Source organism: Streptosporangium sp. NPDC049046 (assembly GCF_040649155.1).
Lineage (GTDB): Bacteria > Actinomycetota > Actinomycetes > Streptosporangiales > Streptosporangiaceae > Streptosporangium.
Genome location: NZ_JBEZEZ010000011.1, coordinates 223,640 through 246,472, shown reverse-complemented (window position 1 = coordinate 246,472; position 22,833 = coordinate 223,640). Strand labels below are relative to the sequence as shown.

Annotated in this window: 22 protein-coding genes; 10 read left to right on the top strand and 12 right to left on the bottom strand. The window is 70.3% G+C overall.

The window, feature by feature from the left end; translation table 11 throughout:
• Nucleotides 1-107: 107 nt before the first annotated feature.
• Nucleotides 108-629, bottom strand: coding sequence for a MarR family winged helix-turn-helix transcriptional regulator (locus AB0B96_RS18400; RefSeq protein ID WP_362900046.1), 522 nt, complete (start codon nt 627-629; stop codon nt 108-110).
• Between the two features lie 127 nt (nt 630-756).
• A complete protein-coding gene (locus AB0B96_RS18395) occupies nt 757-2,025 on the bottom strand; it encodes a site-2 protease family protein (protein ID WP_362900044.1) in 1,269 nt (422 codons plus the stop codon).
• A 253-nt stretch (nt 2,026-2,278) separates the two neighbouring features.
• On the opposite strand from AB0B96_RS18395, the gene AB0B96_RS18390 reads away from it, so the two are divergent.
• Nucleotides 2,279-2,884: a response regulator transcription factor gene (locus tag AB0B96_RS18390; RefSeq protein ID WP_362514925.1), complete on the top strand. Its 606-nt coding sequence runs from the start codon at nt 2,279-2,281 to the stop codon at nt 2,882-2,884.
• A gap of 36 nt (nt 2,885-2,920) precedes the next feature.
• On the opposite strand, the gene AB0B96_RS18385 is transcribed toward AB0B96_RS18390, so the two are convergent.
• Entirely contained in the window at nt 2,921-4,036 is a 1,116-nt protein-coding gene (locus AB0B96_RS18385; RefSeq protein ID WP_350949497.1) for a PP2C family protein-serine/threonine phosphatase, read from the bottom strand.
• A gap of 119 nt (nt 4,037-4,155) precedes the next feature.
• On the opposite strand from AB0B96_RS18385, the gene AB0B96_RS18380 reads away from it, so the two are divergent.
• Together AB0B96_RS18380 and AB0B96_RS18375 are read left to right on the top strand one after the other, a co-directional pair.
• Nucleotides 4,156-5,385 (top strand): GNAT family N-acetyltransferase, encoded by a 1,230-nt coding sequence (locus tag AB0B96_RS18380; protein ID WP_362900042.1) that lies wholly within the window; start codon nt 4,156-4,158, stop codon nt 5,383-5,385.
• A 55-nt stretch (nt 5,386-5,440) separates the two neighbouring features.
• The gene (locus AB0B96_RS18375) at nt 5,441-5,641 is read left to right on the top strand and encodes a hypothetical protein (protein ID WP_350949495.1); all 201 of its coding nucleotides are present in this window, start codon (nt 5,441-5,443) and stop codon (nt 5,639-5,641) included.
• A 3-nt stretch (nt 5,642-5,644) separates the two neighbouring features.
• Here AB0B96_RS18375 and AB0B96_RS18370 read toward each other — a convergent pair whose 3' ends face one another.
• Nucleotides 5,645-6,112 carry a ribose-5-phosphate isomerase gene (locus AB0B96_RS18370; RefSeq protein WP_350949494.1) on the bottom strand — a complete coding sequence of 156 codons (468 nt, stop codon included), beginning with the start codon at nt 6,110-6,112 and terminating at the stop codon, nt 5,645-5,647.
• A gap of 99 nt (nt 6,113-6,211) precedes the next feature.
• Here AB0B96_RS18370 and def point away from each other — a divergent pair, with 99 nt between their 5' ends.
• Complete coding sequence (def, locus tag AB0B96_RS18365) at nt 6,212-6,700, top strand: peptide deformylase (RefSeq protein ID WP_362900039.1); 489 nt, start codon at nt 6,212-6,214, stop codon at nt 6,698-6,700.
• 72 nt (nt 6,701-6,772) lie between these two features.
• Here def and AB0B96_RS18360 read toward each other — a convergent pair whose 3' ends face one another.
• Nucleotides 6,773-8,182 carry an aldehyde dehydrogenase family protein gene (locus tag AB0B96_RS18360; protein ID WP_362900037.1) on the bottom strand — a complete coding sequence of 470 codons (1,410 nt, stop codon included), beginning with the start codon at nt 8,180-8,182 and terminating at the stop codon, nt 6,773-6,775.
• Nucleotides 8,183-8,335: 153 nt separating this feature from the next.
• Nucleotides 8,336-8,956, bottom strand: coding sequence for a disulfide bond formation protein DsbA (locus AB0B96_RS18355; protein ID WP_362900035.1), 621 nt, complete (start codon nt 8,954-8,956; stop codon nt 8,336-8,338).
• Between the two features lie 221 nt (nt 8,957-9,177).
• On the opposite strand from AB0B96_RS18355, the gene pepN reads away from it, so the two are divergent.
• Entirely contained in the window at nt 9,178-11,745 is a 2,568-nt protein-coding gene (pepN, locus tag AB0B96_RS18350) for an aminopeptidase N (RefSeq protein ID WP_350949490.1), read from the top strand.
• Between the two features lie 253 nt (nt 11,746-11,998).
• The gene (locus AB0B96_RS18345; protein ID WP_362900033.1) at nt 11,999-12,961 is read left to right on the top strand and encodes a hypothetical protein; all 963 of its coding nucleotides are present in this window, start codon (nt 11,999-12,001) and stop codon (nt 12,959-12,961) included.
• Between the two features lie 18 nt (nt 12,962-12,979).
• Here the strand turns inward: AB0B96_RS18345 and AB0B96_RS18340 are convergent, their stop codons facing one another.
• The 3 genes from AB0B96_RS18340 to AB0B96_RS18330 form a co-directional block, all read right to left on the bottom strand.
• A complete protein-coding gene (locus tag AB0B96_RS18340) occupies nt 12,980-13,609 on the bottom strand; it encodes a hypothetical protein (RefSeq protein ID WP_362900031.1) in 630 nt (209 codons plus the stop codon).
• A gap of 89 nt (nt 13,610-13,698) precedes the next feature.
• Nucleotides 13,699-14,061 (bottom strand): DUF5130 family protein, encoded by a 363-nt coding sequence (locus tag AB0B96_RS18335; RefSeq protein ID WP_350949487.1) that lies wholly within the window; start codon nt 14,059-14,061, stop codon nt 13,699-13,701.
• Nucleotides 14,062-14,122: 61 nt separating this feature from the next.
• The gene (locus AB0B96_RS18330; protein ID WP_350949486.1) at nt 14,123-14,422 is read right to left on the bottom strand and encodes a hypothetical protein; all 300 of its coding nucleotides are present in this window, start codon (nt 14,420-14,422) and stop codon (nt 14,123-14,125) included.
• A gap of 282 nt (nt 14,423-14,704) precedes the next feature.
• Here AB0B96_RS18330 and AB0B96_RS18325 point away from each other — a divergent pair, with 282 nt between their 5' ends.
• The 3 genes from AB0B96_RS18325 to AB0B96_RS18315 all read left to right on the top strand — a co-directional run bounded on the left by AB0B96_RS18325 (nt 14,705) and on the right by AB0B96_RS18315 (nt 18,485).
• Nucleotides 14,705-15,529, top strand: coding sequence for a nuclease-related domain-containing protein (locus tag AB0B96_RS18325; protein WP_362900029.1), 825 nt, complete (start codon nt 14,705-14,707; stop codon nt 15,527-15,529).
• A 550-nt stretch (nt 15,530-16,079) separates the two neighbouring features.
• The gene (gene ilvD, locus AB0B96_RS18320) at nt 16,080-17,918 is read left to right on the top strand and encodes a dihydroxy-acid dehydratase (protein WP_362900027.1); all 1,839 of its coding nucleotides are present in this window, start codon (nt 16,080-16,082) and stop codon (nt 17,916-17,918) included.
• A gap of 81 nt (nt 17,919-17,999) precedes the next feature.
• Complete coding sequence (locus AB0B96_RS18315; protein WP_350949483.1) at nt 18,000-18,485, top strand: WYL domain-containing protein; 486 nt, start codon at nt 18,000-18,002, stop codon at nt 18,483-18,485.
• Between the two features lie 144 nt (nt 18,486-18,629).
• Here the strand turns inward: AB0B96_RS18315 and AB0B96_RS18310 are convergent, their stop codons facing one another.
• From AB0B96_RS18310 to AB0B96_RS18300, 3 genes are all read right to left on the bottom strand, one after another.
• Complete coding sequence (locus AB0B96_RS18310) at nt 18,630-18,860, bottom strand: zinc ribbon domain-containing protein (RefSeq protein WP_350949482.1); 231 nt, start codon at nt 18,858-18,860, stop codon at nt 18,630-18,632.
• A gap of 32 nt (nt 18,861-18,892) precedes the next feature.
• Nucleotides 18,893-19,714 carry a GNAT family N-acetyltransferase gene (locus AB0B96_RS18305; RefSeq protein ID WP_362900024.1) on the bottom strand — a complete coding sequence of 274 codons (822 nt, stop codon included), beginning with the start codon at nt 19,712-19,714 and terminating at the stop codon, nt 18,893-18,895.
• A 120-nt stretch (nt 19,715-19,834) separates the two neighbouring features.
• Complete coding sequence (locus AB0B96_RS18300) at nt 19,835-20,344, bottom strand: HNH endonuclease (RefSeq protein WP_362900022.1); 510 nt, start codon at nt 20,342-20,344, stop codon at nt 19,835-19,837.
• Between the two features lie 318 nt (nt 20,345-20,662).
• Here AB0B96_RS18300 and AB0B96_RS18295 point away from each other — a divergent pair, with 318 nt between their 5' ends.
• Complete coding sequence (locus AB0B96_RS18295; RefSeq protein WP_362900020.1) at nt 20,663-22,735, top strand: prolyl oligopeptidase family serine peptidase; 2,073 nt, start codon at nt 20,663-20,665, stop codon at nt 22,733-22,735.
• Nucleotides 22,736-22,833 lie beyond the last annotated feature (98 nt).

Below are 22,833 nucleotides of genomic sequence, written 5' to 3'. Positions count from 1 at the left end.
CCGAGAGGCGCCCCCGTCCGCTCACCTCCGACGCCGCCCGGCGGGAGCCTACGCGACCAGGAGGCCGCACAGGCCCCGCGAAGACACCGGACCCGAGAGGGTGCGGTTCAGCCCGGGGCGGGGGTCTCCGCGAGAGTCTCGGCGATCAGCCGGTCGAGGTTGGCCAGGTTCGCCGGACGGGCCACGGCGGCCTCGGCGAAACGGCCGAGCAGCCGGGCGAACGCCTCGCGGTCCGACTCGTCCCAGTCGGCCATCAGGCCGTCCAGGTAGGTGCGCCGGTGACGGACCACCACCTCCAGCACGCGGCGGCCCCGCTCGCTCAGCACGAGCCTGGCCCGCCTGGCGTCCACGGCCGACTCCTCACGCTCCACGAACCCCGCGCCGACCGCGTCGTTGACCAACCTGCTGGCGGTCGACGGATCGACACCCAGTTGCTCGGCGACGGCGCCCACGGTCACCTCGGGCACGTCCAGGCTCAGCTTGTGCACGGCGTGCACGACCATCACGTTCGACATGTGCACCGGCCGCTGCGGCTCCCCTGCGTTGCGCGGCCGCAACGGCCGCGACCAGATTCGACGAAGCCGGAACAGGGCCACGTCGATCACCGCTCCAGGCGTCCCCTCGTTCACGGCGCCACCCTAGCCGCTACGGACGGATGTGCCGCGTGTTCCGGCCCTGCGGCGACGGCGCGCACGACGCCGCCTCGGGCCGGGACCGGGAAGATCGGCGCGCACGGGACGCCTGGGCGGGAGACGCTCAGCCGGACAGGCGGACCGGATTGACCAGGTCGGCGTACATCAGCAGGCCCGCCATGATGATCATCAGGAAGGCGATCGCGTAGGTGAGGGGAAGCGCCTTGGCGATGTCGACGTGGCCGGGCGCGGGACGGCGCGCCACACGGGCGAAACCGCGCTTGAGCCCCTCCCACAGGCCGCCCGCGATGTGGCCGCCGTCCAGGGGAAGCAGCGGGATCAGGTTGAACAGGCCGATCGCCAGATTGAAGCCCGCCAGCAGGTTGATGAAGACGACGACCTTGTTCTCCAGCGGGATCGCGGCCGCGGCGATCTCACCGCCGATACGGCTCACGCCGATGACACCGATCGGGCCGTTCTTGTCGCGTTCGTCGCCGGAGAAGGCGGCGTGCCAGACACCGACCATCTTCTCGGGGAACCTGAGCAGCGCGGCGGCGGTGGCCGAGGTGAGGTCCCCCATGTGCTCGGCGACGGCGCCGAAGCTCTGCTGCTCGATGACGATCTTCGGGCTCACCCCGAGATAGCCGACACCCTTTTCGATCTTGCCGGGCTCGTCCAGCGACTCACGGTCCTGCGCGATGAGGCCGGCGGTGACGGTCAGCTCCTGACCGGCCCGCCTGATACCGATCTCGACCGGACCCGCGCCGTGGTCGCGGATGGCCCGCGTCGCGACGTCCCAGCTCGTGGCGGGCATACCCGCCACGGACACGATGACGTCCCCCGGCCGCAACCCCGCCACGCTGGCCGGGCTGGGCATGTCGGCCGCGGTGCACTCGGGGTTCTTGGCGTAGTCGGCGGCGGTCTTCACGCACTGCGGGATCGAGGCGATCTCGGTCTTCTGCGTGGGAATGCCGAACCCCATGAGCACGACGCCGAACAGGATGAACGCCAGCACGAAGTTCATCGCCGGGCCGCCGGACATGATGATGACCTTCTGCCACCAGGGCTTGCGGTAGAACACCCGGTCCTCGTCGCCCGGTCGTACGTCCTCGAGGGCGACGTCGCGGGCGTTCTCGATCAGGCCCTGCCAGGGACCCGTGGAGACCGAGCGCACCTTGCCAGGGGCGTCGTTGGGCCGGGGCGGCAGCATGCCGATCATGCGGATGTATCCGCCGAGCGGGAGCCACTTGATGCCGTACTCGGTCTCGCCCTTGTGACGTGACCACATGGTCGGACCGAACCCGACCATGTACTGGGTGACCTTGACACCGAACAGCTTGGCCGGCACCAGGTGACCGATTTCGTGCAGCCCGATGGACACCATCAGCCCCACGAGAAAGACAATGACCCCGACCACGGAGAGCCAGCTCACAGGTTCGTACTCCCATCGCGGTTTCACCGACAATGCCCCATAAGAGGTTAGCCCAAGTATCCGTCCTCCACGCCGACGCGGAGCGCGGCGTCACCGGCTGCTCCTGGCCGGTCCGGGCCATTGCCCATCCTTCGCCGATCGGACACACTCCGTTGACATTCAGCGATCGCACGAACACTCTTTGATGAGGGTGAGGGCGGGAGAGAGGGGCGTTTTGATCGGGATCCTGGTGGCCGAGCATCTTCCCCTGGTCCGGCGCGGACTGGTGGCGACGCTGGAGAACGAGAACGACATGAAAGTGGTGGCCGACGTCTCCACCGGGGAGGACGTGCTCCCCGCCGTCCTGCGGCACACCCCGGAGACGGCGGTCATCGATCTCGAACTGCCGGACGTCTGCGGTTTCACCGTCGCGCTCCGGCTGCACGAGAGGGCTCCCGGCTGCCGGGTCCTCCTGTTGTCGCGCACTCCCAGTCCGGTCCAGGTCCGCCGGGCCTTCGCCGTCCACGCGCTCGGGTTCATGAGCCTGGAGGTCGGTCCCGAGCAGCTGGCCGACGGTGTCCGCCAGGTCGCGGCCGGCCGCCGCGCGGTCGACTCCGAGCTCGCGGTCGCCGCCCTCAGATCGGCGGAGAACCCCCTGACCCGCCGGGAGCTCGACGTGCTCAGGCTGGTCGCGCAGGGGGCCAGGTCCGGCGAGATCGCCGACCAGCTGTTCCTCTCCGTGGGAACGGTCCGCAACCACCTGTCACGGATCATGTGCAAGACACAGGCGCGCAACCGCCTCGACGCCGTACGCATCGCCGGCGACTCGGGGTGGCTCTGACCTTCCCCCGACGGCCTTCCCCCGGCGACGCCGGATTCAGGGGCGCCAGATGAGGATGAGGGCGCAGTCGTCGTTGTGGCCCGACGACATGGAGGCGACCAGGTTGCGGGCACCGTCGCGGAACCCCGAGGGCATCAGCCGCTCGGCCTCTCCGAGCAGGCGGTCGAGACCGGCGTCGATGTCGCGCCCCGGCTGCTCGATCAGGCCGTCGGTGTAGAGCATGAGCGCGTCGCCCTTGCGCAGCATCCCCCGGTCGACCTCACAGTGCAGGTCGGGTACGACACCGAGGACGACCCCCTTGGCCGTGGAGACCCGCCACGTCCCGGTCCCCGACTCGAACTTGACCACCGGGGGGTGGCCGGCCGAGGTGATGACGTACTCGCCCGTCACGAGGTTGAGCCGGAGGTGGACCGCGGTGACGAAGCCCTCGGCCTCGCGCTGGCGGTGCAGATAGGTGTTGCAGGCGGGCAGGAAGTCGGTGGCCGAGCCGAGCAGCCCGCCGAAGGTGCCCGACAGCAGCAGTGCCCGGGTGCCCGCGTCGACGCCCTTGCCCGACACGTCGACCAGGGCGAGATCCATCATGTCGCCCTCGCGCATGGAGACCAGGAAGTCGCCTCCGAAGGAGGAGCCTCCGGCCTGCTTGAGAACGACCTTGGAACCCCACTCCTTGGGCAGCGGGGGCAGGTCGCTCTGGCTCTTGAGACGGTCGCGCAACTCCAGCAGCATCGCGTCGCCGCGCAGGCCCTGCACACCGAGCTTGCCGCGGGTGCGGGCCATCAGCGCGGCCAGCACCGCGGTGAAGCCGAAGGTGACCAGCAGGCCGGGGCCGATGTGTCCCACTCCCCGCACCACGGCCACGTAGATCAGGGAGACCGCGACCGCGCACAGCAGCTTGACGAGACTGTTCAGCCGGAGCTGGAGCCCCGCCACGAGGGTGATCGGGATCATCAACGCCGGCGAGAACCACTCCATGGAGACCCTGGCGGCCAGCCCGCCGATCAGCAGGGTGAGCAGGATCAGGGTGATGAGCAGGTTCCGGTCGCGTGCCAGAGGACCGCGCCGCAGGAATCGCACGATGGGGACGAGAAGCGGGATGCGGACCAGGAACGCGCGGAGCGCCGGAGGGAGCAGCGGCACCGGACGGGAACTCATGATGCGCTCGACTGTATCGGGCTATCCCCCCTTTGGGCAGCCCACTTGACCAACGCCTTGATCATTAAGCAGGGATATTAGATGGCCAGACCCGTTTGTCCCCTACTACCGTTTGACAGATGACTCTCAGCATGCGCCCGATCAGCAAAGCCGAATGGTCCTCCTGGAACACCCTGGACGAGGAGGCGTTCGGCATCGCCGTCCCCGAACACCGGCAGGAGCTCTTCAGGCGCATCGCCGAGTTCGACCGCTCGCTCGGCGTGTTCGACGGCGACCTGCTCGTGGGCACCGCCGCGGCGCTCAGCTTCAGCATGAACGTGCCCGGCGGCCCGATCCCCGTCGGCGGCGTCACCGCGGTCGGCGTGCTGCCCTCGCACCGGCGCCGGGGCATCCTCTCCTCGCTGATGACCCGCCAGCTGTCGGATCTCCACGAGCGAGGTGAGGCCGTCGCCGCGCTCTACGCGGCCGAGGCCGCGATCTACGGTCGTTACGGCTACGGCAGGGCCGCCGACAACCTGCTCTTCCGTATACCCACGGCGAAAGCGGCCTTCACCCGGAACGCCCCGGTCGATCCCACCCTGCGGTTGCGCATCGTCAAACCGGCGGACGCCAGGTCCGTCTTCGAGAAGATCTACGAGTCCGCGTTCGAGGAGCGCCCCGGGCTGTACGACCGCCCGGCCGCGCGTTGGGACGCGGTGCTGAGCGACCACGAGTCCGACCAGGGCGGCGCCGGTCCGCTGCGCGCCGTGGTCGCCGAGGACGACGGCGGCCCGCGCGGCTACGCGCTCTTCCGGATCAAGGCATCCTTCGACGACCACGACCTTCCCGCGGGCGAGTTGCGGCTCAAGGAGCTGTTCGGCCTCGATCCCGCCGCCTACGCGTTGCTCTGGCGCCACGTCCTGGACCGCGACCTGGTCTCCCACGTCTTCGCCCCGAGCCGGCCCGCGGACGACCCGCTGATCCACCTGCTCGCCGAGCCGCGCGCACTTCACGCGCTCTGGCTGGACGACCTGTGGATCCGCGTCGTGGACGTCGATCGTGCCCTTCCCGCCCGCCGATACAGCGCGCCGGTGGATGTGGTGATCGAGGTCGAGGACACGGTGTGCCCGTGGAACGCGCGCCGCTGGCGGCTCACGGCCGACACCTCCGGCGCCCGCTGCGCCCCCTCGGAGGACCCCGCCGACCTGACCCTGCCCGTCTCCGTACTGGGCGCCGCCTACCTGGGCGGGCGCCCGCTGGCGGCGCTGCTCGCGGCGGGCGTGGTGCGGGAGTCGCGTGCGGGTGCCCTGCGAGAGCTGTCCACCGCCATGTCGTGGGGCCCCGCTCCCTGGGCCGGCCTGGTCTTCTGACGGCTCTTCCGGGGGCCCTTCTGAGGGGGTGCCCGAGCGGGTTATGGTGACCGGCATGGCACTGCAGAGTTTGCAGATCACCGCGATCACCGCGATGCGGGCGCGAGACGTCTCACGCCCGTCGCGCGAGCAGCAGGAGGCCGCGGATCGCCGCCCCCTGCGCGACGAGACGCCACCCCGCAAGGAGCCCGCGCGGAGCGGGCCGCGCCGGGAGGCGCCGCGCGGGGAGTCACCGCCCCGCGAGCGCCACCGGTGAGAACTACGGCAGCGGCGGGAGCTGGCCGATGGTCTCGTACGAGTCGAGCTGCGCGATCCTCCGGTTGTGCCGCTCGGCCCCTGAGTAGGCGGTGCCGAGGAAGGTCTCGACGAACCGGATCGCCTCCTCCGGCTCGTGCATCCGCGCGCCGACGCTGACGACGTTGGCGTTGTTGTGTTCGCGGGCGAGCCTCGCGGTCTCCTCGCTCCAGGCCAGGGCGGCCCGGACGCCGCGCACCTTATTGGCCGCGATCTGCTCGCCGTTCCCCGAGCCACCGATGACGACACCCAGGCTGCCCGGGTCGCCCACGACGCCCTCGGCCGCGCGCAGCACGAACGGCGGGTAGTCGTCCTCCGCGTCGTAGACGAAGGGACCGCAGTCCTCGACCTCGTGGCCGTTCTCCTTCAGCCAGGAGACGACGTGGTTCTTGAGCTCATAGCCGGCATGGTCGGCACCGATGTAGACGCGCACCCGCACAGTTTCGCAGGTGTGCGCGGGCGACTCCACCCGGCCCCCGACTAGAGTAATGGCCACAGCACTTCCTCGCCCCTTACAAGAGAGAGTTCCCACATGCGTGACATCCGAGTGGTCGGTGACCCTGTCCTGCGCACACCCGCCGAACCGATCACCGAATTCGACCGCGACCTGCGGCGCATGATCGACGAGATGTTCGCCGTGATGTACGCCGCTCAGGGTGTCGGCCTGGCCGGTCCGCAGATCGGCGTGTCGAAGCGGATCTTCGTCTACGACTGCAGCAACCGCAAGGGCCATGTGATCAACCCGGAACTGGCCGTGGACGACGACGCCGAGGTCCTCGACGAGGAGGGCTGCCTGTCCGTTCCCGGCCGCGAGACCGGCACCCCGATCTACGCCAGGACGCCCCGGGCCGCGGGAGTCACCGTGAGCGGCCTGGACCGGCTGGGGCGGCCGATCCGGATCAGGGCCCGCGGCATGCTGGCGCGTTGCTTCCAGCACGAGACCGACCACCTCGACGGCAGGCTGTACGTGGACAGGCTCGCCAGGGACGCCGCCAGGAAGGTCCTGCTCCAGGCCCCCTGACCTCCGTGGTCGCCGGGCGGCCGTCACGTGCGGGCGACCTCGGGCCGATCCCCGGTGGTCGCCGGGCGGCCGTCAGAGCTGGACGGCCTTGATCTCCAGATACTCCTCGAGCCCGAACTCTCCCAGCTCGCGGCCGATACCCGACTGCTTGTAGCCGCCGAAGGGCGCCCGCGGGTTGAACCGGCCGCCGTTGACCGCCACCTGGCCGGTGCGCAGCCGCCTGGCGACCTCGACCGCACGCTGCTCACTGCCCGCCCACACCGCGCCCGCCAGGCCGTACGGCGTGCCGTTCGCGATCGCGACCGCCTCGTCCTCCCCCCGGGTGTAGGGGATGATCGTGAGGACCGGGCCGAAGATCTCCTCCTGCTCGATCACCATCCCCGGCTCCACCCCGGCGAACACCGTCGGCTCGACGTAGAAGCCGCGCTCCAGGGGCCGGTCGGTGCCTCCCGCGACCAGCCGGGCCCCTTCCTCCTCGCCCCGGTTGATGTAACGGACGACCCGGTCACGCTGGGCCGCCGACACCAGGGGGCCGAGCCTGGTCGCCTCGTCGAAGGGGTCGCCGACGGTGTATCTCCCCGCGGCCTCGACGGCGAGACGGACGGCCTCGTCGTACCGGTCGCGATGGACGATCATGCGGGTCCATGCCGAACAGGTCTGGCCGGAGTTGACGAAGGCGTTGGCCACCGTCGCCTTCGCCGCCGCCGCCAGGTCGGCGTCCGGCAGGATCAGGCTGGCGGACTTGCCGCCGAGTTCCAGGGCCACCCGCTTGATCGTCTCGGCCGCGAGCGCGGCGACCCGGCGTCCGGCCCGGGTGGAGCCGGTGAACGACACCATGTCCACCTCGGGATGCGCGGCCAGCGCCTCACCCACCACCGGGCCGTGACCGCTGACCATGTTGAAGACCCCGGCGGGCAGTCCGACCTCGTCGAGGATCCCGGCGAGCGCGAAGGCCGCCAGCGGTGCCACCTCGCTGGGCTTCAGCACGACCGTGCACCCCGCGGCGAGCGCGGCGCCCACCTTGCAGACGACCTGGTGGAGCGGGTAGTTCCAGGGGGTGATCGCGGCGACCACCCCGACCGGCTCCCTGAAGACGCGGGAGTTGCCGACCTGCCCGCCCTCGAAGTCGTAGGTCTCGGCCAGCTGGGCGTACGAGGCCAGCACACCGGCCGGCATCAGCGTGTGCACCCTCATCGCCACGCCGTACGGCGCGCCCATGTCCGTGGCGATGATCCTGGCTATCTGGTCGGAGCGTTCTCGTACCAGGTCCGCGGCCGAGGCGAGGATCCTGCCCCGCTCGGCGGGAGGCGTCGCGGACCAGGAGGGGAAGGCTGCGCGGGCGGCGGCCACCGCGGCCTCGACGTCGGCGGGCGCCCCTGCGGGAACCCTGTCGATCCGCTCCTCGGTGGCGGGGTTGATCACATCGATGCTCTCGCCCGACGCGGACGCCTGCCAGGCTCCATTCAGATAAAGGTGACGCATGCCCTCATCCTGGCGTGCGTCCCGTTGTTACGCGAGGGCACCCGAAACGCGCCCTCACACAAAGACGACCTTGGTATGGGAGCAGGGCGTCCCACGCGGGCGAGTCCGCCCGCCGCGGTCGCGCACGGCGGGCGGAAACATCGGAGAGGCGGATCAGTCGAAGATCGGTTCCCGGGTCCTGGAGCGCTTGAGCTCGAAGAAGCCGTCGGTGCCCGCCACCAGGCGCACGCCGTCCCAGAGCCTGCCCGCCTCCTCGCCCTTGGGAGCGGGCGAGATGACCGGGCCGAAGAAGGCGACGCCCTCGACGGAGATCACCGGAGTGCCGACCTCCTGGCCGACCCGGTCGATGCCGTCGTTGTGCGAGGCGCGCAGTGCCTCGTCGAACTCCGTCGAGTCCATCGCGTCGGCGAAGGCGCGGTCGAGCCCCGCGGCCTCCAGCGCCTCCTCGACCGTCTCACGGAGCGTGTCGAGCTGCCTGGCCCTGCCCTGGTTGTGCAGACGGGTGCCGAGCTCGGTGTAGAGGCGGCCGACCGTCTCGGAGTCGTACTTCTCCTGCACGGCGGTGACCACCCGGACCGGGCCGATGGCCTTGGCGATCAACTCACGGTAGCTGTCCGGGACGTCCTTGTCCTCGTTCAGCACGTTGAGGCTCATGATGTGCCAGCGCGGCTCGATCGGCCGTACCTTCTCAACCTCCAGCAACCAGCGGGAGGTCATCCACGCGAACGGGCAGAAGGGATCGAACCAGAGATCGACAGGGGTTCGCTCAGTCATCTTTTCCGGCTTCCTGGTCGTGAGGCTTCTTCGGTAGCGACAACCCGGAGAGCGGAGTCCCCTATTCCACAGGTGGATTAATACCTTGACATGGCTCTTTATTCTCGGATCTGGGGTACCAGTCCGCAGTCCGAGGTGAAGCGGCGGCCCGCGGCCTTACGTGGCAGGATTCAGTCACCCCTTAGCAATGGAGCGGGGGAAGTTGTGAAGAGGGAGCGGTAGTGGCAGGCAATCTGACCCGTGACGAGGCGCGCGAGCGCGCACGGCTGCTCAGTGTGCAGTCCTATGCGGTGGAGCTCGACCTGACCGAGGGTGAGGAGCGCTTCGAGAGCGTCACCACGGTCCGCTTCACCAGCACCCGGCCGGGTGCGGAGACGTTCGTCGACCTGGCCGGCGCCAAGGTGCGCACGGCGGTGTTGAACGGCGTCGAGCTGGACGTGAGCGGCTACGACCTGGAGACCGGACGGCTGCCGCTGCCTGGCCTGGCCGAGACCAACGAGCTGCGGGTGGACGCCGACTGTTCCTACAGCCGCACCGGCGAGGGCCTGCACCGCTTCGTCGACCCGGTGGACAAGAGCGTCTATCTGTACAGCCAGTTCGAGACGGCCGACGCGCACCGGATGTACGCGTGCTTCGACCAGCCCGACCTCAAGGCCTCCTTCGAGCTGACCGTGCTCGCGCCCTCCCACTGGGAGGTCATCTCCAACACGGCGCCCGACGCGGCCGACGAGCTGCCGGAGCACCACGGCAGACACGGCGCGCTCCAGGCCGCCAAGCGCTGGCACTTCCCGCCCTCACCGGTGATGTCGACCTACATCACCGCGCTGTGCGCCGGGCCCTACCACAAGGTGACCTCCGAGCACGACGGCATCCCGCTGGGCCTGTACTGCCGGGCCTCGCTCGCCGAGCACCTCGACCCGGAGAACATCTTCGAGGTCACCAGGCAGGGCTTCGACTTCTTCCACCGGATCTTCGGCGTCCGCTACCCGTTCGGGAAGTACGACCAGCTCTTCGTCCCCGAGTTCAACGCCGGGGCGATGGAGAACGCGGGCTGCGTGACCTTCCTGGAGGACTACGTCTTCCGCTCGCGCGTCACGGACGCGGTGATCGAGCGCCGCGCGGAGACGATCCTGCACGAGATGGCGCACATGTGGTTCGGTGACCTGGTCACCATGCGCTGGTGGGACGACCTGTGGCTGAACGAGTCGTTCGCCACCTACGCCTCGGTGCTCTGCCAGGCCGAGGCCACCCGCTGGGGCCAGGGTGCCTGGACGACCTTCGCCAACGTCGAGAAGGCCTGGGCCTACCGCCAGGACCAGCTGCCCTCGACCCACCCGATCGCCGCCGACATCGTCGACATGCACGCGGTCGAGGTCAACTTCGACGGGATCACGTACGCCAAGGGCGCCTCGGTCCTCAAGCAGCTCGTCGCCTACGTGGGCCTGGACAACTTCCTCGCCGGGGTCCGTGACTACTTCAACGAGCACGCCTGGGAGAACACCACGCTCGCGGACCTGCTCGGTGCGCTGGAGCGCACCTCGGGACGCGACCTGTCCTCCTGGTCGAAGGAGTGGCTGGAGACCTCCTGGGTCAACACGCTGCGCCCCTCGTTCACCGTCGACCCCGAGGGCCGTTTCCTGGAGTTCGACGTCCTCCAGGAGGCCCCGGCCGACTACCCGACGCTGCGCTCGCACCGCGTCGCCATCGGCCTGTACTCCCTGCGAGACGGCGAGCTGGTCCGCGTCAGGCGGGTCGAGCTGGACGTCGTCGGCGCGCGCACGGCCGTGGCCGAGCTGGTCGGCGAGGTCCAGCCGGACCTGATCCTGATCAACGACGACGACCTGACGTACGCCAAGGTCAGGCTCGACGAGCGGTCGCTGCGGACCCTGACGGAGGGCGGCATCGCCAGGTTCACCGAGTCGCTGCCCCGCGCGCTGTGCTGGTCGGCCGCCTGGGACATGACCCGCGACGCGGAGATGGCCACCCGCGACTACCTCACCCTGGTCGTCTCCAACATCGAGTCGGTCACCGACATCACCGTCGCCCAGACCCTGCTCCGCCAGGCCCGCCTCGCCGTCCAGCAGTACGGCGACCCCGCCTGGCGCCCCGAGGGCCTGGCCAGGCTCGCCTCCGCGCTGCGCCGCCTGGTCGGCGAGGCCGCGCCCGGCTCCGACCACCAGCTCGCCTACCTGAACGCGCTGTCGGCCGTGGCCACCTCCACCGAGGACCTGGCGTTCCTGAAGGGGCTGCTGGACGGGGAGACGGTGCTCGACGGCCTCACCGTCGACGCCGACCTGCGCTGGACGCTGACCGGCGCCCTGGTCTCCGGCGGCCTGCTCGGCGAGGAGGACATCGCCCAGGAGCTGCTGCGCGACGCCACCGCGACGGGCGAGCGTTCCGCCGCGCTCTGCGGCGCCGCGATCCCGACCGCCGAGGGCAAGGCGAACGCCTGGACCGCGATCACCGAGGGCAAGCTGAGCGGGGCGCTGCTCCGTTCGACGATCGCCGGTTTCATGGACCCGCGCCACCCGGAGCTGCTGGAGCCGTACGGGGCGAAGTACTTCGAGGAGATCGGCGGGATCTGGGCGTCCTGGAGTTCCGACAGCGCCCAGAACTTCGCGAACGGCTGCTACCCGGCGCTGAGCATCTCTCCAGAGACGGTCGCCAGGACCCAGGACCTCATCTCGTCCACCCAGCCGCCGCACGCCCTCAAGCGCCTGCTGCTCGAGGGCGCCGACGGCATCGGCCGCGCCCTGCGCGCCCAGGCCAAGGACGCCTCGGCAGCCTGACCCGGCCGCGAGACCCGGGCGGAGCCATCACACACCGCCCGGGACAACCCGCGCCAAGGACGCCTCGGCGGCCTGACCTGGCCGCGAGACCCGGGCGGGGCCGTCCCGCACCGCCCGGGTCGACCACAGCTGAAGTTTTAAGTGGTTCCTGACGGACACTGGAAGGAATGCCGGTAAGCGCGGGAGATACCCCACGTCTTGCCGTGTGTGGACACCTGTCCCGTCGTCTCTGGGTCATGAGAGGGTAAATCACGTGGAATCAGCACGTGACCTGCTCATCTCCCTGGCCCGGAGATACGCCTTCGGTGACATCGGAGCCCTCGCCTCGGGTGTCGTACGCGACGCGGACGAGATCGAGGCGGTCTGCGAGTTCGGCCAGCGGCTGCTCTCCCTCGACGCGGAGGACTTCGCCGTCGAGGCACGGTCCGTGCCGAGCGACCTTCGGCGGCGAGCGCGGGCCTGCACGATGCCGCAGACGCCCCGCGAGCAGCCGCGCGGCGCGCTGGAGTCGTTGCGGCCCGCGTACGGGCTGCTGCTGGAGGTCATCGCGGTCAGGTGGCACCGCCGCGAGCTGAGCCCCATGGTCGCCGCCCTCCACATCGCCAGCGAGTATCTCCCGCTGCTCGCCTTCGAACCGGTGCTCGGCAACGCCGGAGACCCGGCGCGCTGGCCGGAGGGGCTCACCGCGCCGGACAGCAGGTTCGGGGTGATCGGCGACCGCGACTGCGACCACACCAGGGCCGAGCAGTCGGCCGCGAACCGGACCCTGCGCGTGGCCGGGGAGCCGCCCGAGGGATGGCGCGCCTACTTCGACCGCCAGCACAGCCAGGTGGCCGGGGCTCTGGCCACCTGCGTGGCCGACTGCCGCAACCCCTGCACCGCGATGAACTGGGTCGATCCGGACCTCCGTGAGGACCTCGCGCTGCGTTCCCAGGTGGCTCTCGCCTTCGCCGAGACCCCGCTGGTGCGGTTGCGCCACGCCGCCCCGGTGGGCCACGGATTCGGCGTGCCCTCCCCCGAGGAGGTCATCGAGGCATGGGAGCGCAGCCGGACCACCCTGGCCAAGAACGGTGTGGGCGGGGAGGCCTCCAGCGACGACGGCTTCCCGCTGCCGGGGTTGCCCTCCCTGTTCTCCGCCGTCGCGGGCGCGGCGCTGAAGCCCTCGACACTGCTGGAGGACACCAGCGCGCACCTGGTGAGGCTTCTACGGCACTGATCGTGCGGCCCGAGGAGCTCAGAGCCCGCCGTCGACGAACACCGCCAGCGCGCAGCAGGCGATGGAGACCATCATGAGCAGGACGCCGCGGCGGATGAAGCGCCGCTTGGCGTCCCCGACGGCGTTGAGCCTCCTGATCTCCAGGACGAGCAGGTCGACCCTGACCTCGGCGCCACGGCCCTGCCGCCCCACGCCGTACCCCAGCCGGGGGTCCGGCTCCGGCGGCGCGTCCCGGGCGAAGGTGCCGGGGTAGAAACGGCGCCGCTCCAGGACCCTGCCCGCGAGCCCGGAGGTACGGCCGCAGAGGGCTCCGGTAAGCACGAGGATCCCCATCAGCCAGAAGAACACGCTCGTCCACCAGAGCCACTCGACCTTGCCGGACAGCTCGCCGGGCCTCCAGTGGCCGTTCAGCAGCCCGACGACGACGGCACCGGCGGCGGCGCCCGTCGTGAACAGCAGGGCGGCCGCCGTCTCGTCCTCCCCCCGGACCTTCCTGCGGGCGTCCGCGAGCGTCGCCTGGACGTAGTCGAGGATCCCGTCCGACTCCCGTTCCGCCGTGGGGCGCCTGCGAGAGTGACCCGGCGACGCGTCCCGCGTGATCCTCAGCACGAAGTGACCCGGCGGCGCGTCCCTCGTGATCCTCAGCACGAGCCGATTATCCGGGAAAACCGACCTCGTTCCGCCCGGACGGACCTTCGGGAAGATCACTTCCACCCCGGCGTGACCGGCCGGCGGGATCACCTGCGCCGCGACGCCTGGTCCGCGAGCAGCAGGACCCCGGTGACCAGCCCGCCCACCAGGTCGCCCAGGCCGAGCACCGCGGCCATCGACGTCGCGACCGCGCGGCATTCCGCGTCGGGCAGCCGCTCCCTGGCCAGGGAGCCCGTGACGATCTCCAGGGCCCTGCCCCGCTGGTCCACGAAGACGAGCACGGCCCTGTCGGCGTCGGCTCCCAGCGCGGCGTGCAGCCGCTCGGAGAAGTGGCGGCGCGGTCCGATCGCCGGACCGAGGTAGGCGGCGAAACGCAGCCCGGTGCGCCGTTCCGCGGTGCGCAGTGCCCCGCGGACGTCGTCGCCCTGTGTCGAGGTCAGGGTGAGCATCCTTCGTCACCTCGCCTTTGTCGGTTTGGCGGTGGTCCGGCGATCCGCCGGACCACCGGGTTCACCAGGCCGCCGACGCCCCGCCGGTGTGCCGTCCCGGCTCGGAGGTCACCGCGAGCGAGACCCAGTCGATCTCTGGCGCCGGAGCCCTCGCCGGACGCCGTTCGGTGAGCACGAGGACCGAGTCGGTGATCCCCCGCTCACTGCCGTGCGGGCCTCCCAGCCAGACCGCGCCCGCCGAGGTGCTCCTCGCGGCCCTGTCGCGCATCCTGCCCGGCATCGTCACGAGCAGGGCGATGAGCAGGAACAGACCGCCGGAGACTGCGACGAGAAAGCCGAAGACCTCGATCGCACTGTCCACACCTCAAAAGTAACCCGGCGCGGAATCACCCGTCGAGGGCCACCGGGTGGCGGGGCGCGCCGGCTGGGGAGACCCCCGTGGCGGCCTCGATCCGCGACCGTCGGCCGCCCGGGACGTTAAGATCGTGAACGTGAGCCACACCCCGCGCGACACCCAGTGATCCAGAGCGAAAAGTCCCTAAGGTACCCGGTTCATAGCAGTGCCAAGCGGGTGACGGCGGTCACAAAAGTATGAGATACGCAATACTAGGCACCCCCGAGGACGTCAGCTACCGTGAGTTACGTGGATTCCGGTCAGGTACCAGAAGACGGTAACACTACGTCACCGATTTGGGTCAGTGACCGACAGGCCGAAGATCGGCCGACGTCTCGACCCGCCGCGCCAGCGTCTACGTACGCACCTGTTGAGCGCGCCTCGCTACGCAACCTGCTCGACGACCCCAAATACCGCCACCTGCGCCGCCGCGCCATCATCGCGGTCGGCGTCGGCGTGCTCGCGGGCGTCCTGCTGGCCAGCTGGCCGCTGGGCTTCACCGCCGCCGTGGTGGCCGCGATCGTCGACACGGTGCTCCGCGCCCGCTCCAACTCCTCCGTGCCCGCCTGGCGGCGCGCCTCGGTCGCGGAACGGCGCACGGAGATGCAGCTCAAACGGCTGGAGCGCGGGGGTTACCGCACCCTGCACGCCCGCGCGATCCCCGGCAGCGAGGCGCAGATCGACCACCTGGTCGTGGGCCCCACCGGCGTCTACGCGGTCGACTCCGAGAAGTGGGACAAGCGCCTGCCGGTCCGCGTCCAGTCCCACCGCAAGCTGTTCCACGGCCCGTTCAACCAGAAACCCCGCCTCGACGAAGCCCGCTGGGAGGCATCCCAGGCCGGCGAACTGATCGGCGCCGAGCTGGGGCACGATGTCACGATCGTGCCGTCCCTCGCGATCTACGGCCCGGCCATCCCCTGGAAGGTCCTCAACGTCCGCGAGGTGGACGTATTCGACGGCAGTCGTGTCCGTAAATGGATCACCAAGCGGGAACGCTCACTCACCGACGCCGAGATCGACAGGATCTTCGAGGCCGCCGAGCGGGTCCTGCCCGCACGCTACCCGGAGAACTGATTTCGGGTTGTCCCGCGAGCCCTTTCCGGCACGCCCGTACCTCCGCCGTGTCTCTCCCTTCGGGGACCGACGGGAGCCCGCCCCGCCACGACGCCCCGGCCAGGCGGCTCCCGTCCTCCTCCCCTCCCGGTTCCCGCGAGTGCGGGCCCGGTCGCGCTCCAGCGCGCGTTCCCTTTCGTGTGGACGTCTTCGTGTGGACGTCTTCGTGTGGACGTCGCGGCAGGTGATCGAGGGCTCTCCGCGGCTGCCGTTCGCCCCGGGTTCGCCGGGCGCGGAGACCTTCGGTAGTGTCGAAGAACACCCTGGGCCCGTATCGGGCCCGCCGGCCGTCGCCCCGGTGCCCACCCCGTGCCCCGTCGTCGTCCCGGAACCCTCCCGGCGACCGACGCGCCCGCCTCGCCGCCCCGGCCCCGTACGTCGATCACGCTCGTACGGTGTTCACAGAACATGTGGCGAGAAGCCGGATGTCTCGTGGCCTGGACAGGCGTCTCACGCACCGGGCGGTAGCCGTACCATTTGTAGACACGGTTTCGATGATGGGAGAAGCCTCATGCCCGCCCTCAGGTCTCGTACGGTCACGCACGGCAGGAACATGGCCGGGGCCCGGGCCCTTCTCCGGGCGACGGGCGTAGCCGGCGAGGACTTCGGGAAACCGATCATCGCCGTGGCCAACAGCTTCACCCAGTTCGTCCCCGGGCACGTCCACCTCCGCGAGGTCGGCGACGTCGTCGCCGGCGCGATCCGCGAGGCGGGCGCGATCCCGCGCGAGTTCAACACGATCGCGGTCGACGACGGCATCGCGATGGGCCACGGCGGCATGCTCTACTCGCTGCCCAGCCGGGAGCTGATCGCGGACGCGGTCGAGTACATGGTCAACGCGCACTGCGCCGACGCGCTGATCTGCGTCTCCAACTGCGACAAGATCACCCCGGGCATGCTGCTCGCCGCCTTCAGGCTCAACATCCCCACCGTCTTCGTCTCGGGCGGGCCGATGGAGGCGGGCAAGACCCCCAACGGCAAGCTCGACCTGATCGACCCGATGATCGCCGCCGCCAACGACGCCGTCTCCGACGCCGAGCTGCTGGAGATGGAGGAGAACGCCTGCCCCACCTGCGGTTCGTGCAGCGGGATGTTCACCGCCAACTCGATGAACTGCCTCGCCGAGGCCATCGGGCTCGCGCTCCCCGGCAACGGCACGATCCTCGCCACCCACAAGGCGCGCAGGAAGCTGTTCGAGGACGCCGGGCGCCAACTGGTGGAGATCACCCGCCGCTACTACGAGCAGGACGACGAGACGGTCCTGCCGCGCGCCGTCGCGACCAAGAACGCGTTCGAGAACGCCATGGCGCTGGACGTGGCGATGGGCGGCTCGACCAACACGATCCTGCACATCCTCGCCGCGGCCCGCGAGGCCCAGGTCGACTTCGGGCTGAAGGAGATCAACGAGATCTCGCTGCGAGTGCCCTGCCTGTGCAAGGTCGCCCCCGCCACGGCGAAGTACCACGTCGAGGACGTCCACCGCGCGGGGGGCATCCCGGCGATCCTGGGCGAGCTCGACCGGGCCGGACTGCTCCACCGCGACGCCTACACCGTCAACGGCGGCACCCTGGGCGACTACCTCGACCGCTGGGACCCGAAGTCACCGCAGGTGCTGCCCGAGGCGCTGGAGCTGTGGCACGCGGCCCCCGGCAACGCCCGCACCGTCAAGCCCTTCTCCCAGGGCGCCCGCTGGGAGGAGCTGGACCTCGACCGCTCCGAGGGCTGCGTCCGCGACGCCGAGCACGCCTACACCCGCGACGGCGGCCTCGCCGTCCTGTACGGCAACATCGCCACCGAGGGCTGCATCGTCAAGACCGCCGGGGTCGACGAGTCGATCTGGCGGTTCGAGGGTCCGGCCGTCGTCTTCGAGTCGCAGGACGACGCGGTCGAGGGCATCCTCAACAACAAGGTCAAGGCCGGCGACGTCGTGGTGATCCGCTACGAGGGCCCCAAGGGCGGACCCGGCATGCAGGAGATGCTCTACCCCACCTCGTTCCTCAAGGGCAAGGGGCTGGGCAAGGACTGCGCGCTGGTCACCGACGGCCGCTTCTCCGGCGGCACGAGCGGGCTGTCCATCGGCCACGCCTCCCCCGAGGCCGCCGAGGGCGGCACCATCGCCCTCGTCGAGGACGGCGATCTCGTCGCGATCGACATCCCCGCCCGTTCGATCGACCTGAAGGTCCCCGAGGAGGAGCTGGCCGCCCGCCGCGAGAAGCTCCTCGCCGACCTGGGCGGTTACCGGCCGCGCGACCGCCGGCGCCAGGTGAGCGCCGCCCTGCAGGCGTACGCCGCGCTCACCACCTCGGCCTCCACCGGTGCCTCGCGCGACCTGTCACAGCTGTCCCGCTGACCTGGGCTTCCTGTCGGGTAGAGATGCCTTACCCGACAGGAAGTTCGAAAAAATGTCAGTGCTCGGACGTATTATCTGGGTATGACTAACGTCATGAAGCTCACCGCCCCGCTCACGACTGCCGAGATCGCCGCCCTCGCCCTGTCGATGGCGCATCTGGGGTCGGGTCCGCAGGCCAACGCCGCCCGCAGCGGCCTGCGTCACGCCTTCGAGCAGATGGAGCTCGACGACGACATCGTCGCCACCACCCTGGCGACCCTCACCGAGCCGATGCCCGCCGAGACCGCCGACCGTGCCCGGACGATCGCCAACGCCATCACCTCAAACCTCGTCATCCGTCTCCACTACCAGGACGTCTCCGGGCGGGTCACCGTCCGCGACGTCGACCCGGTGACCTGCATGGTTCACCGCGAACACTGGTATCTCGTCGGGATGTGCCGCCTGCGCGGCGCGATCCGGGCGTTCAGGTTCGACCGGATCATCGCCACCGAGCCCACCTTCGTGCCGGCCCGCCCGCACCGGGCCGAGGCGTTCCTGCCCTTCCAGGGCAAGCGCGCCGCCGCATAGCCCACGGTCGCACGCTGTCGGCTGCGGACCGACCGTTTCGATTCGAGCTGTCACCCGGAGGCGCGAGCCGATCCGGGTGACAGTCCGCGACGGGAGCCCTGCCGCCGTGACGGCTCCGGCTCCCCACCGCGCGGACCTCGGCTCCTAACCGCAGCAGCCGCCTCCGCAACACCCGCCGCCGCCTCCGGAAGGGCGGGGCGCGGCGGCGGAACCCGCGGAGCTCGCGGAGCCACCGGTCACGGCGACCGTGGAGAGCAGCTTGACGGTGTCGTCATGTCCCTCGGGGCAGGGCGCCGGATCGTCGGAGCGGGCCATCGGGCGGGAGATCTCGAAGGTGGACCCGCAGGCGCGGCAGCGGAAGTCGTATCTGGGCATGGCACCAAGGTTACCCAGCTCGCCGGGCTCGCTCACGTGAAGGTGATGGAGACATAGTCGCTCACCGGCCGATAGCCGATCGCCTGATAGATCGAGTTGGACGTGGGGTTGGACAGGTCGGTGAAGAGCAGCACCTCCGTGGCGCCCTCGGCCCGCACCTTGGCACTCGCCGCGTGGGAGACCGCGGTGCCGTAACCCTTCCCGCGAGACTCGGGGGGCGTGTAGACCGGGCCGACCCGGCTCATCCCGCCGATGGGCGCGGAGACCCCGGCGAACGCGACGGGCCTCCCGCCCGCCTCCCACACGACCAGCTCCCGTCTCGCGATCCTGCTCGCCACCAGCGCGGTCAGGTCGATGTCGCCGACACCTTTCGCCTCGGCCTGAAACTCCTCGCTCCACCGGACCAGGAGGCGGAGATCGGCCGCGACGGCGACCCGGGAGGCCCCTGCCGCGTGGGATTTCGGGGGGACGAGCGCGTCGAGCCGGTAGAGGCGCTCGGCACGGCGACTCGCCTCGGGCCGCCACCAGGAGGCGGCGAACGTCTCGGCCGGTGAGAGCGGACCGCTCACACCGGAGATCGCCCTCTCGGTCTCGATCAGGCGGGTGGCGAGCTCGGGCACGGTGTCGGCGGGCATCGCGGGGAGCATGAGGGCGTAGGGCGACGTCTGGATCGCCGTGGCCACGACCCGGCCGTCACGCTCCAGCCGTCCCAGCAGCGGGTCGTCACCCCACAGGCCGTTGCGTATGGCACGCAGGACGGTGAGGAGGAGGGTGTTGCGAACCGGATCCCGCAGCAGCCACGGCTCCGCCACGCCCGTATACGCCTCGACATCGGAGGTGAAGATCCACGTCATGAGGTGATTGTGCCCATCGGGGATCTTCCGTGCCAGCGGATAAGGTCCGGCTCACCGGGCATGACTGGGCCGCCGCGCTCCACCGGGTGGCGCGGCGGCCTCGTCATCGGGTGCCGGACCTCAGGCCGCACTCTCCGCGAGATAGGGCGCCCACTGGGGATCGCCGACGACGTGCGCGCCGATCAACCGCCAGTGGACGCCACGTGGCACCACCGGGGCGACGTTGAGCGTCCACCCCAGTTCCTCCAGCATGCGATCGGCCTTGCGGTGGTTGCACGTCGTGCACGAGGCGACACAGTTCTCCCAGGTGTGGGGGCCGCCTCGCGAACGCGGGATGACATGGTCGATGGTCTCGGCCCGCTGACCGCAGTAGGCGCACCGGTAGTCGTCCCGGCGCATCAGCGCGGTCCGGGTCAGCGGGATCCGTGACCGATATGGGATCCGGACATATCTCCGAAGCCTGATCACCGAGGGGACGTCGAGCGTACGGCTCGCCGAGCGGAACACGGCGCCCCGCCCGTCACGGTGCACGACATCGGCCTTCTCCCTGAGCACGAGCACGACGGCCCGGTGCAGGGAGAGGGTGGTCAGGGGTTCGTAGGTGGCGTTCAAGAGCAGGACCTGGCGCATCAGCGGGCCTCTCCCGCCGCACGACGTGTCACATGAGGGGGCACGCCACTGCGTGCCCCGGCTGGCGGCCCCTCCTGGGGCCCGGGCGCTTCCGTCACGAGGACCTCCGCCGGACGGCCCAGCGGATGCTCACCACGGCACCGTCCTTCACCAAGTTTGGCTGCTGCTACCTGGTTCTCGCCACCCATAAATGACTGGAGAGACACCTGATACGTTTTATGCCCGCATTACCAGTTCTTAACTCCTCCTGCCGCAGATCAGATACGCCGCCCGCGCAATGGCCGCGTCTCGCGGCCTTTAGGTCGTAGGGTTCCAGCCATGACGAGACAGCCGTATCCTCCAGCCAGCCGTCTTGAGCTCGTCGACGAGCTCCACGGTGTTCCTGTTCCCGACCCCTACCGGTGGCTTGAGGACCCGGACGATCCGGCGACGAAGGACTGGCTGGTGGGGCAGGAGAGACTGCTGAAGACCGAGCTGGACGCCCTTCCCGGACGTGAGGGCTTCAAGACCCGGATCGCCGAGTTGCTCGGCTCCGGGTCGATCGGCGCACCGACGTGGCGCGGGGAGCGGCGGTTCTTCATGCGGCGCGCCCCCGGGCAGGAGCACGCCGTCCTCTACACCGTGGACCCCGATGGCTCCGAGCGGGCGCTGCTCGATCCGATGGCGCTCGACCCGACCGGGCTGACGACCCTCGACTCCTGGCAGCCCGACAAGGAGGGCCGCCTGCTCGCCTACCAGGTCTCGGTGGGCGGTGACGAGGAATCGAGCCTCTACCTGATGGACATCGCGTACGGCGACCGGATCGAGGGGCCGATCGACCGGTGCCGCTACTCCCCCGTGGCGTGGCTGCCGGGCGGCGAGGCCTTCTACTACGTGCGCAGGCTGCCCTCCACCGAGGTACCCGATGGCGAGGAGCAGTTCCACCGCCGGGTCTACCTGCACAGGGTCGGCACCTCCACCGAGAAGGACGTCCTGATCTTCGGTGAGGGCCTGGAGAAGACCAACTACTACGGGGTGGCGGTCTCCCGCGACGGCCGCTGGCTGCAGATCTCCGCCTCCAGGGGCACGGCGCCGCGCAACGACCTGTGGGTGGCCGACCTCCAGGCGTCCTCCCCCTCCTCACCCGAGCTGGTCGTCGTCCAGGAGGGGGTCGACGCCCAGAGCGCCCTGCACTTCGGCCGCGACGGCCGCCTGTACGTCTTCACCGACCGGGAGGCCCCGCGCGCCCGCGTCTGCGTGACCGATCCGTCCGATCCCCGGTTCGAGAACTGGCGTGACCTGATCCCGCAGGATCCCGAGGCCGTGCTCACCGACTTCGCGATCCTCGACGATCTCGACCGGCCGGTGATGCTCGTGGGCTGGACCCGTCACGCGATCAGCGAGATCTCGGTCCACGACCTGGTCACCGGCGAGCGCGTCGGCGAGGTGCCGACCCCGGGTCTCGGCACCATCGGCGGCATCAGCGAGCGCCCCGAGGGTGGCCACGAGGCCTGGTTCGGCTACACCGACAACACCACGCCGCCGAGCATCCAGCGCTACGACGCCCGCACCGGTGAGACGACGCTCTGGGCGTCCTCCCCCGGCGCGATCGAGGTGCCCGCCATCACCACCGAGCAGGTGACCTACCTCTCGGCGGACGGCAGCGAGGTCCACATGCTGGTGATCTCCCCTCCCGGTGTCGAGGGGCCGCGCCCCACCGTCCTGTACGGCTACGGCGGCTTCGGCATCTCGATGACCCCCGGCTACTCGGCGTCCGTCCTGAGCTGGGTCGAGGCGGGGGGCACGTACGCCATCGCCCAGTTGCGCGGCGGCGGCGAGCAGGGCGAGGAGTGGCACAGGGCCGGGATGCTCGCCAACAAGCAGAACGTGTTCGACGACCTGCACGCGGCGGCCGAGCACCTCATCGACACCGGAGTGACCACGTCCTCGCAGCTGGCCATCTCCGGTGGTTCGAACGGCGGCCTGCTGGTCGGCGCGGCCCTGACCCAGCGCCCGGAGCTTTACGCCGCGGTGGTCTGCTCGGCGCCGCTGCTCGACATGATCCGCTACGAGCTGTTCGGCCTGGGCGCGACGTGGAACGTCGAGTACGGCTCCGCCGAGAAGCCCGACGAGTTCGCCTGGCTGCACTCCTACTCCCCCTATCACCACGTTCGGGAGGGCGTGTCCTACCCGGCGACGCTGTTCACCGTCTTCCAGTCCGACACCCGGGTCCATCCGCTGCACGCCTGGAAGATGTGCGCCGCCCTGCAGCACGCACAGGCCTCGGAGCGGCCGATCCTGCTCCGCAACGAGGCGGAGGCCGGTCACGGGGCCCGCGCGGTGAGCAAGACCGTCGAGCTCGCCTCCGACCAGCTCAGCTTCCTCGCCTACCACACCGGCCTGACCTCCTGAGGGTGCGGGCCTGAGAGCCGTCGGCAGAAAAGGGCGCGTCCGGGAGTCCGGGCGCGCCCTCTCCACGTCCGCGAGGGCCCGACCGTCGAGGGCTGTGG

What these genes read in the sequence shown, in the direction of transcription:
- AB0B96_RS18310 (WP_350949482.1), bottom strand. Translation starts at nt 18,860, where the DNA reads ATGCCCAGATACGACTTCCGCTGCCGCGCCTGCGGGTCCACCTTCGAG.
- def (WP_362900039.1), top strand. Translation starts at nt 6,212, where the DNA reads ATGCGTGACATCCGAGTGGTCGGTGACCCTGTCCTGCGCACACCCGCC.
- AB0B96_RS18335 (WP_350949487.1), bottom strand. Translation starts at nt 14,061, where the DNA reads ATGCTCACCCTGACCTCGACACAGGGCGACGACGTCCGCGGGGCACTG.
- AB0B96_RS18305 (WP_362900024.1), bottom strand. Translation starts at nt 19,714, where the DNA reads ATGACGTGGATCTTCACCTCCGATGTCGAGGCGTATACGGGCGTGGCG.
- AB0B96_RS18295 (WP_362900020.1), top strand. Translation starts at nt 20,663, where the DNA reads ATGACGAGACAGCCGTATCCTCCAGCCAGCCGTCTTGAGCTCGTCGAC.
- AB0B96_RS18355 (WP_362900035.1), bottom strand. Translation starts at nt 8,956, where the DNA reads ATGACTGAGCGAACCCCTGTCGATCTCTGGTTCGATCCCTTCTGCCCG.
- AB0B96_RS18380 (WP_362900042.1), top strand. Translation starts at nt 4,156, where the DNA reads ATGACTCTCAGCATGCGCCCGATCAGCAAAGCCGAATGGTCCTCCTGG.
- ilvD (WP_362900027.1), top strand. Translation starts at nt 16,080, where the DNA reads ATGCCCGCCCTCAGGTCTCGTACGGTCACGCACGGCAGGAACATGGCC.
- AB0B96_RS18375 (WP_350949495.1), top strand. Translation starts at nt 5,441, where the DNA reads ATGGCACTGCAGAGTTTGCAGATCACCGCGATCACCGCGATGCGGGCG.
- AB0B96_RS18385 (WP_350949497.1), bottom strand. Translation starts at nt 4,036, where the DNA reads ATGAGTTCCCGTCCGGTGCCGCTGCTCCCTCCGGCGCTCCGCGCGTTC.
- AB0B96_RS18360 (WP_362900037.1), bottom strand. Translation starts at nt 8,182, where the DNA reads ATGCGTCACCTTTATCTGAATGGAGCCTGGCAGGCGTCCGCGTCGGGC.
- AB0B96_RS18300 (WP_362900022.1), bottom strand. Translation starts at nt 20,344, where the DNA reads ATGCGCCAGGTCCTGCTCTTGAACGCCACCTACGAACCCCTGACCACC.
- AB0B96_RS18315 (WP_350949483.1), top strand. Translation starts at nt 18,000, where the DNA reads ATGACTAACGTCATGAAGCTCACCGCCCCGCTCACGACTGCCGAGATC.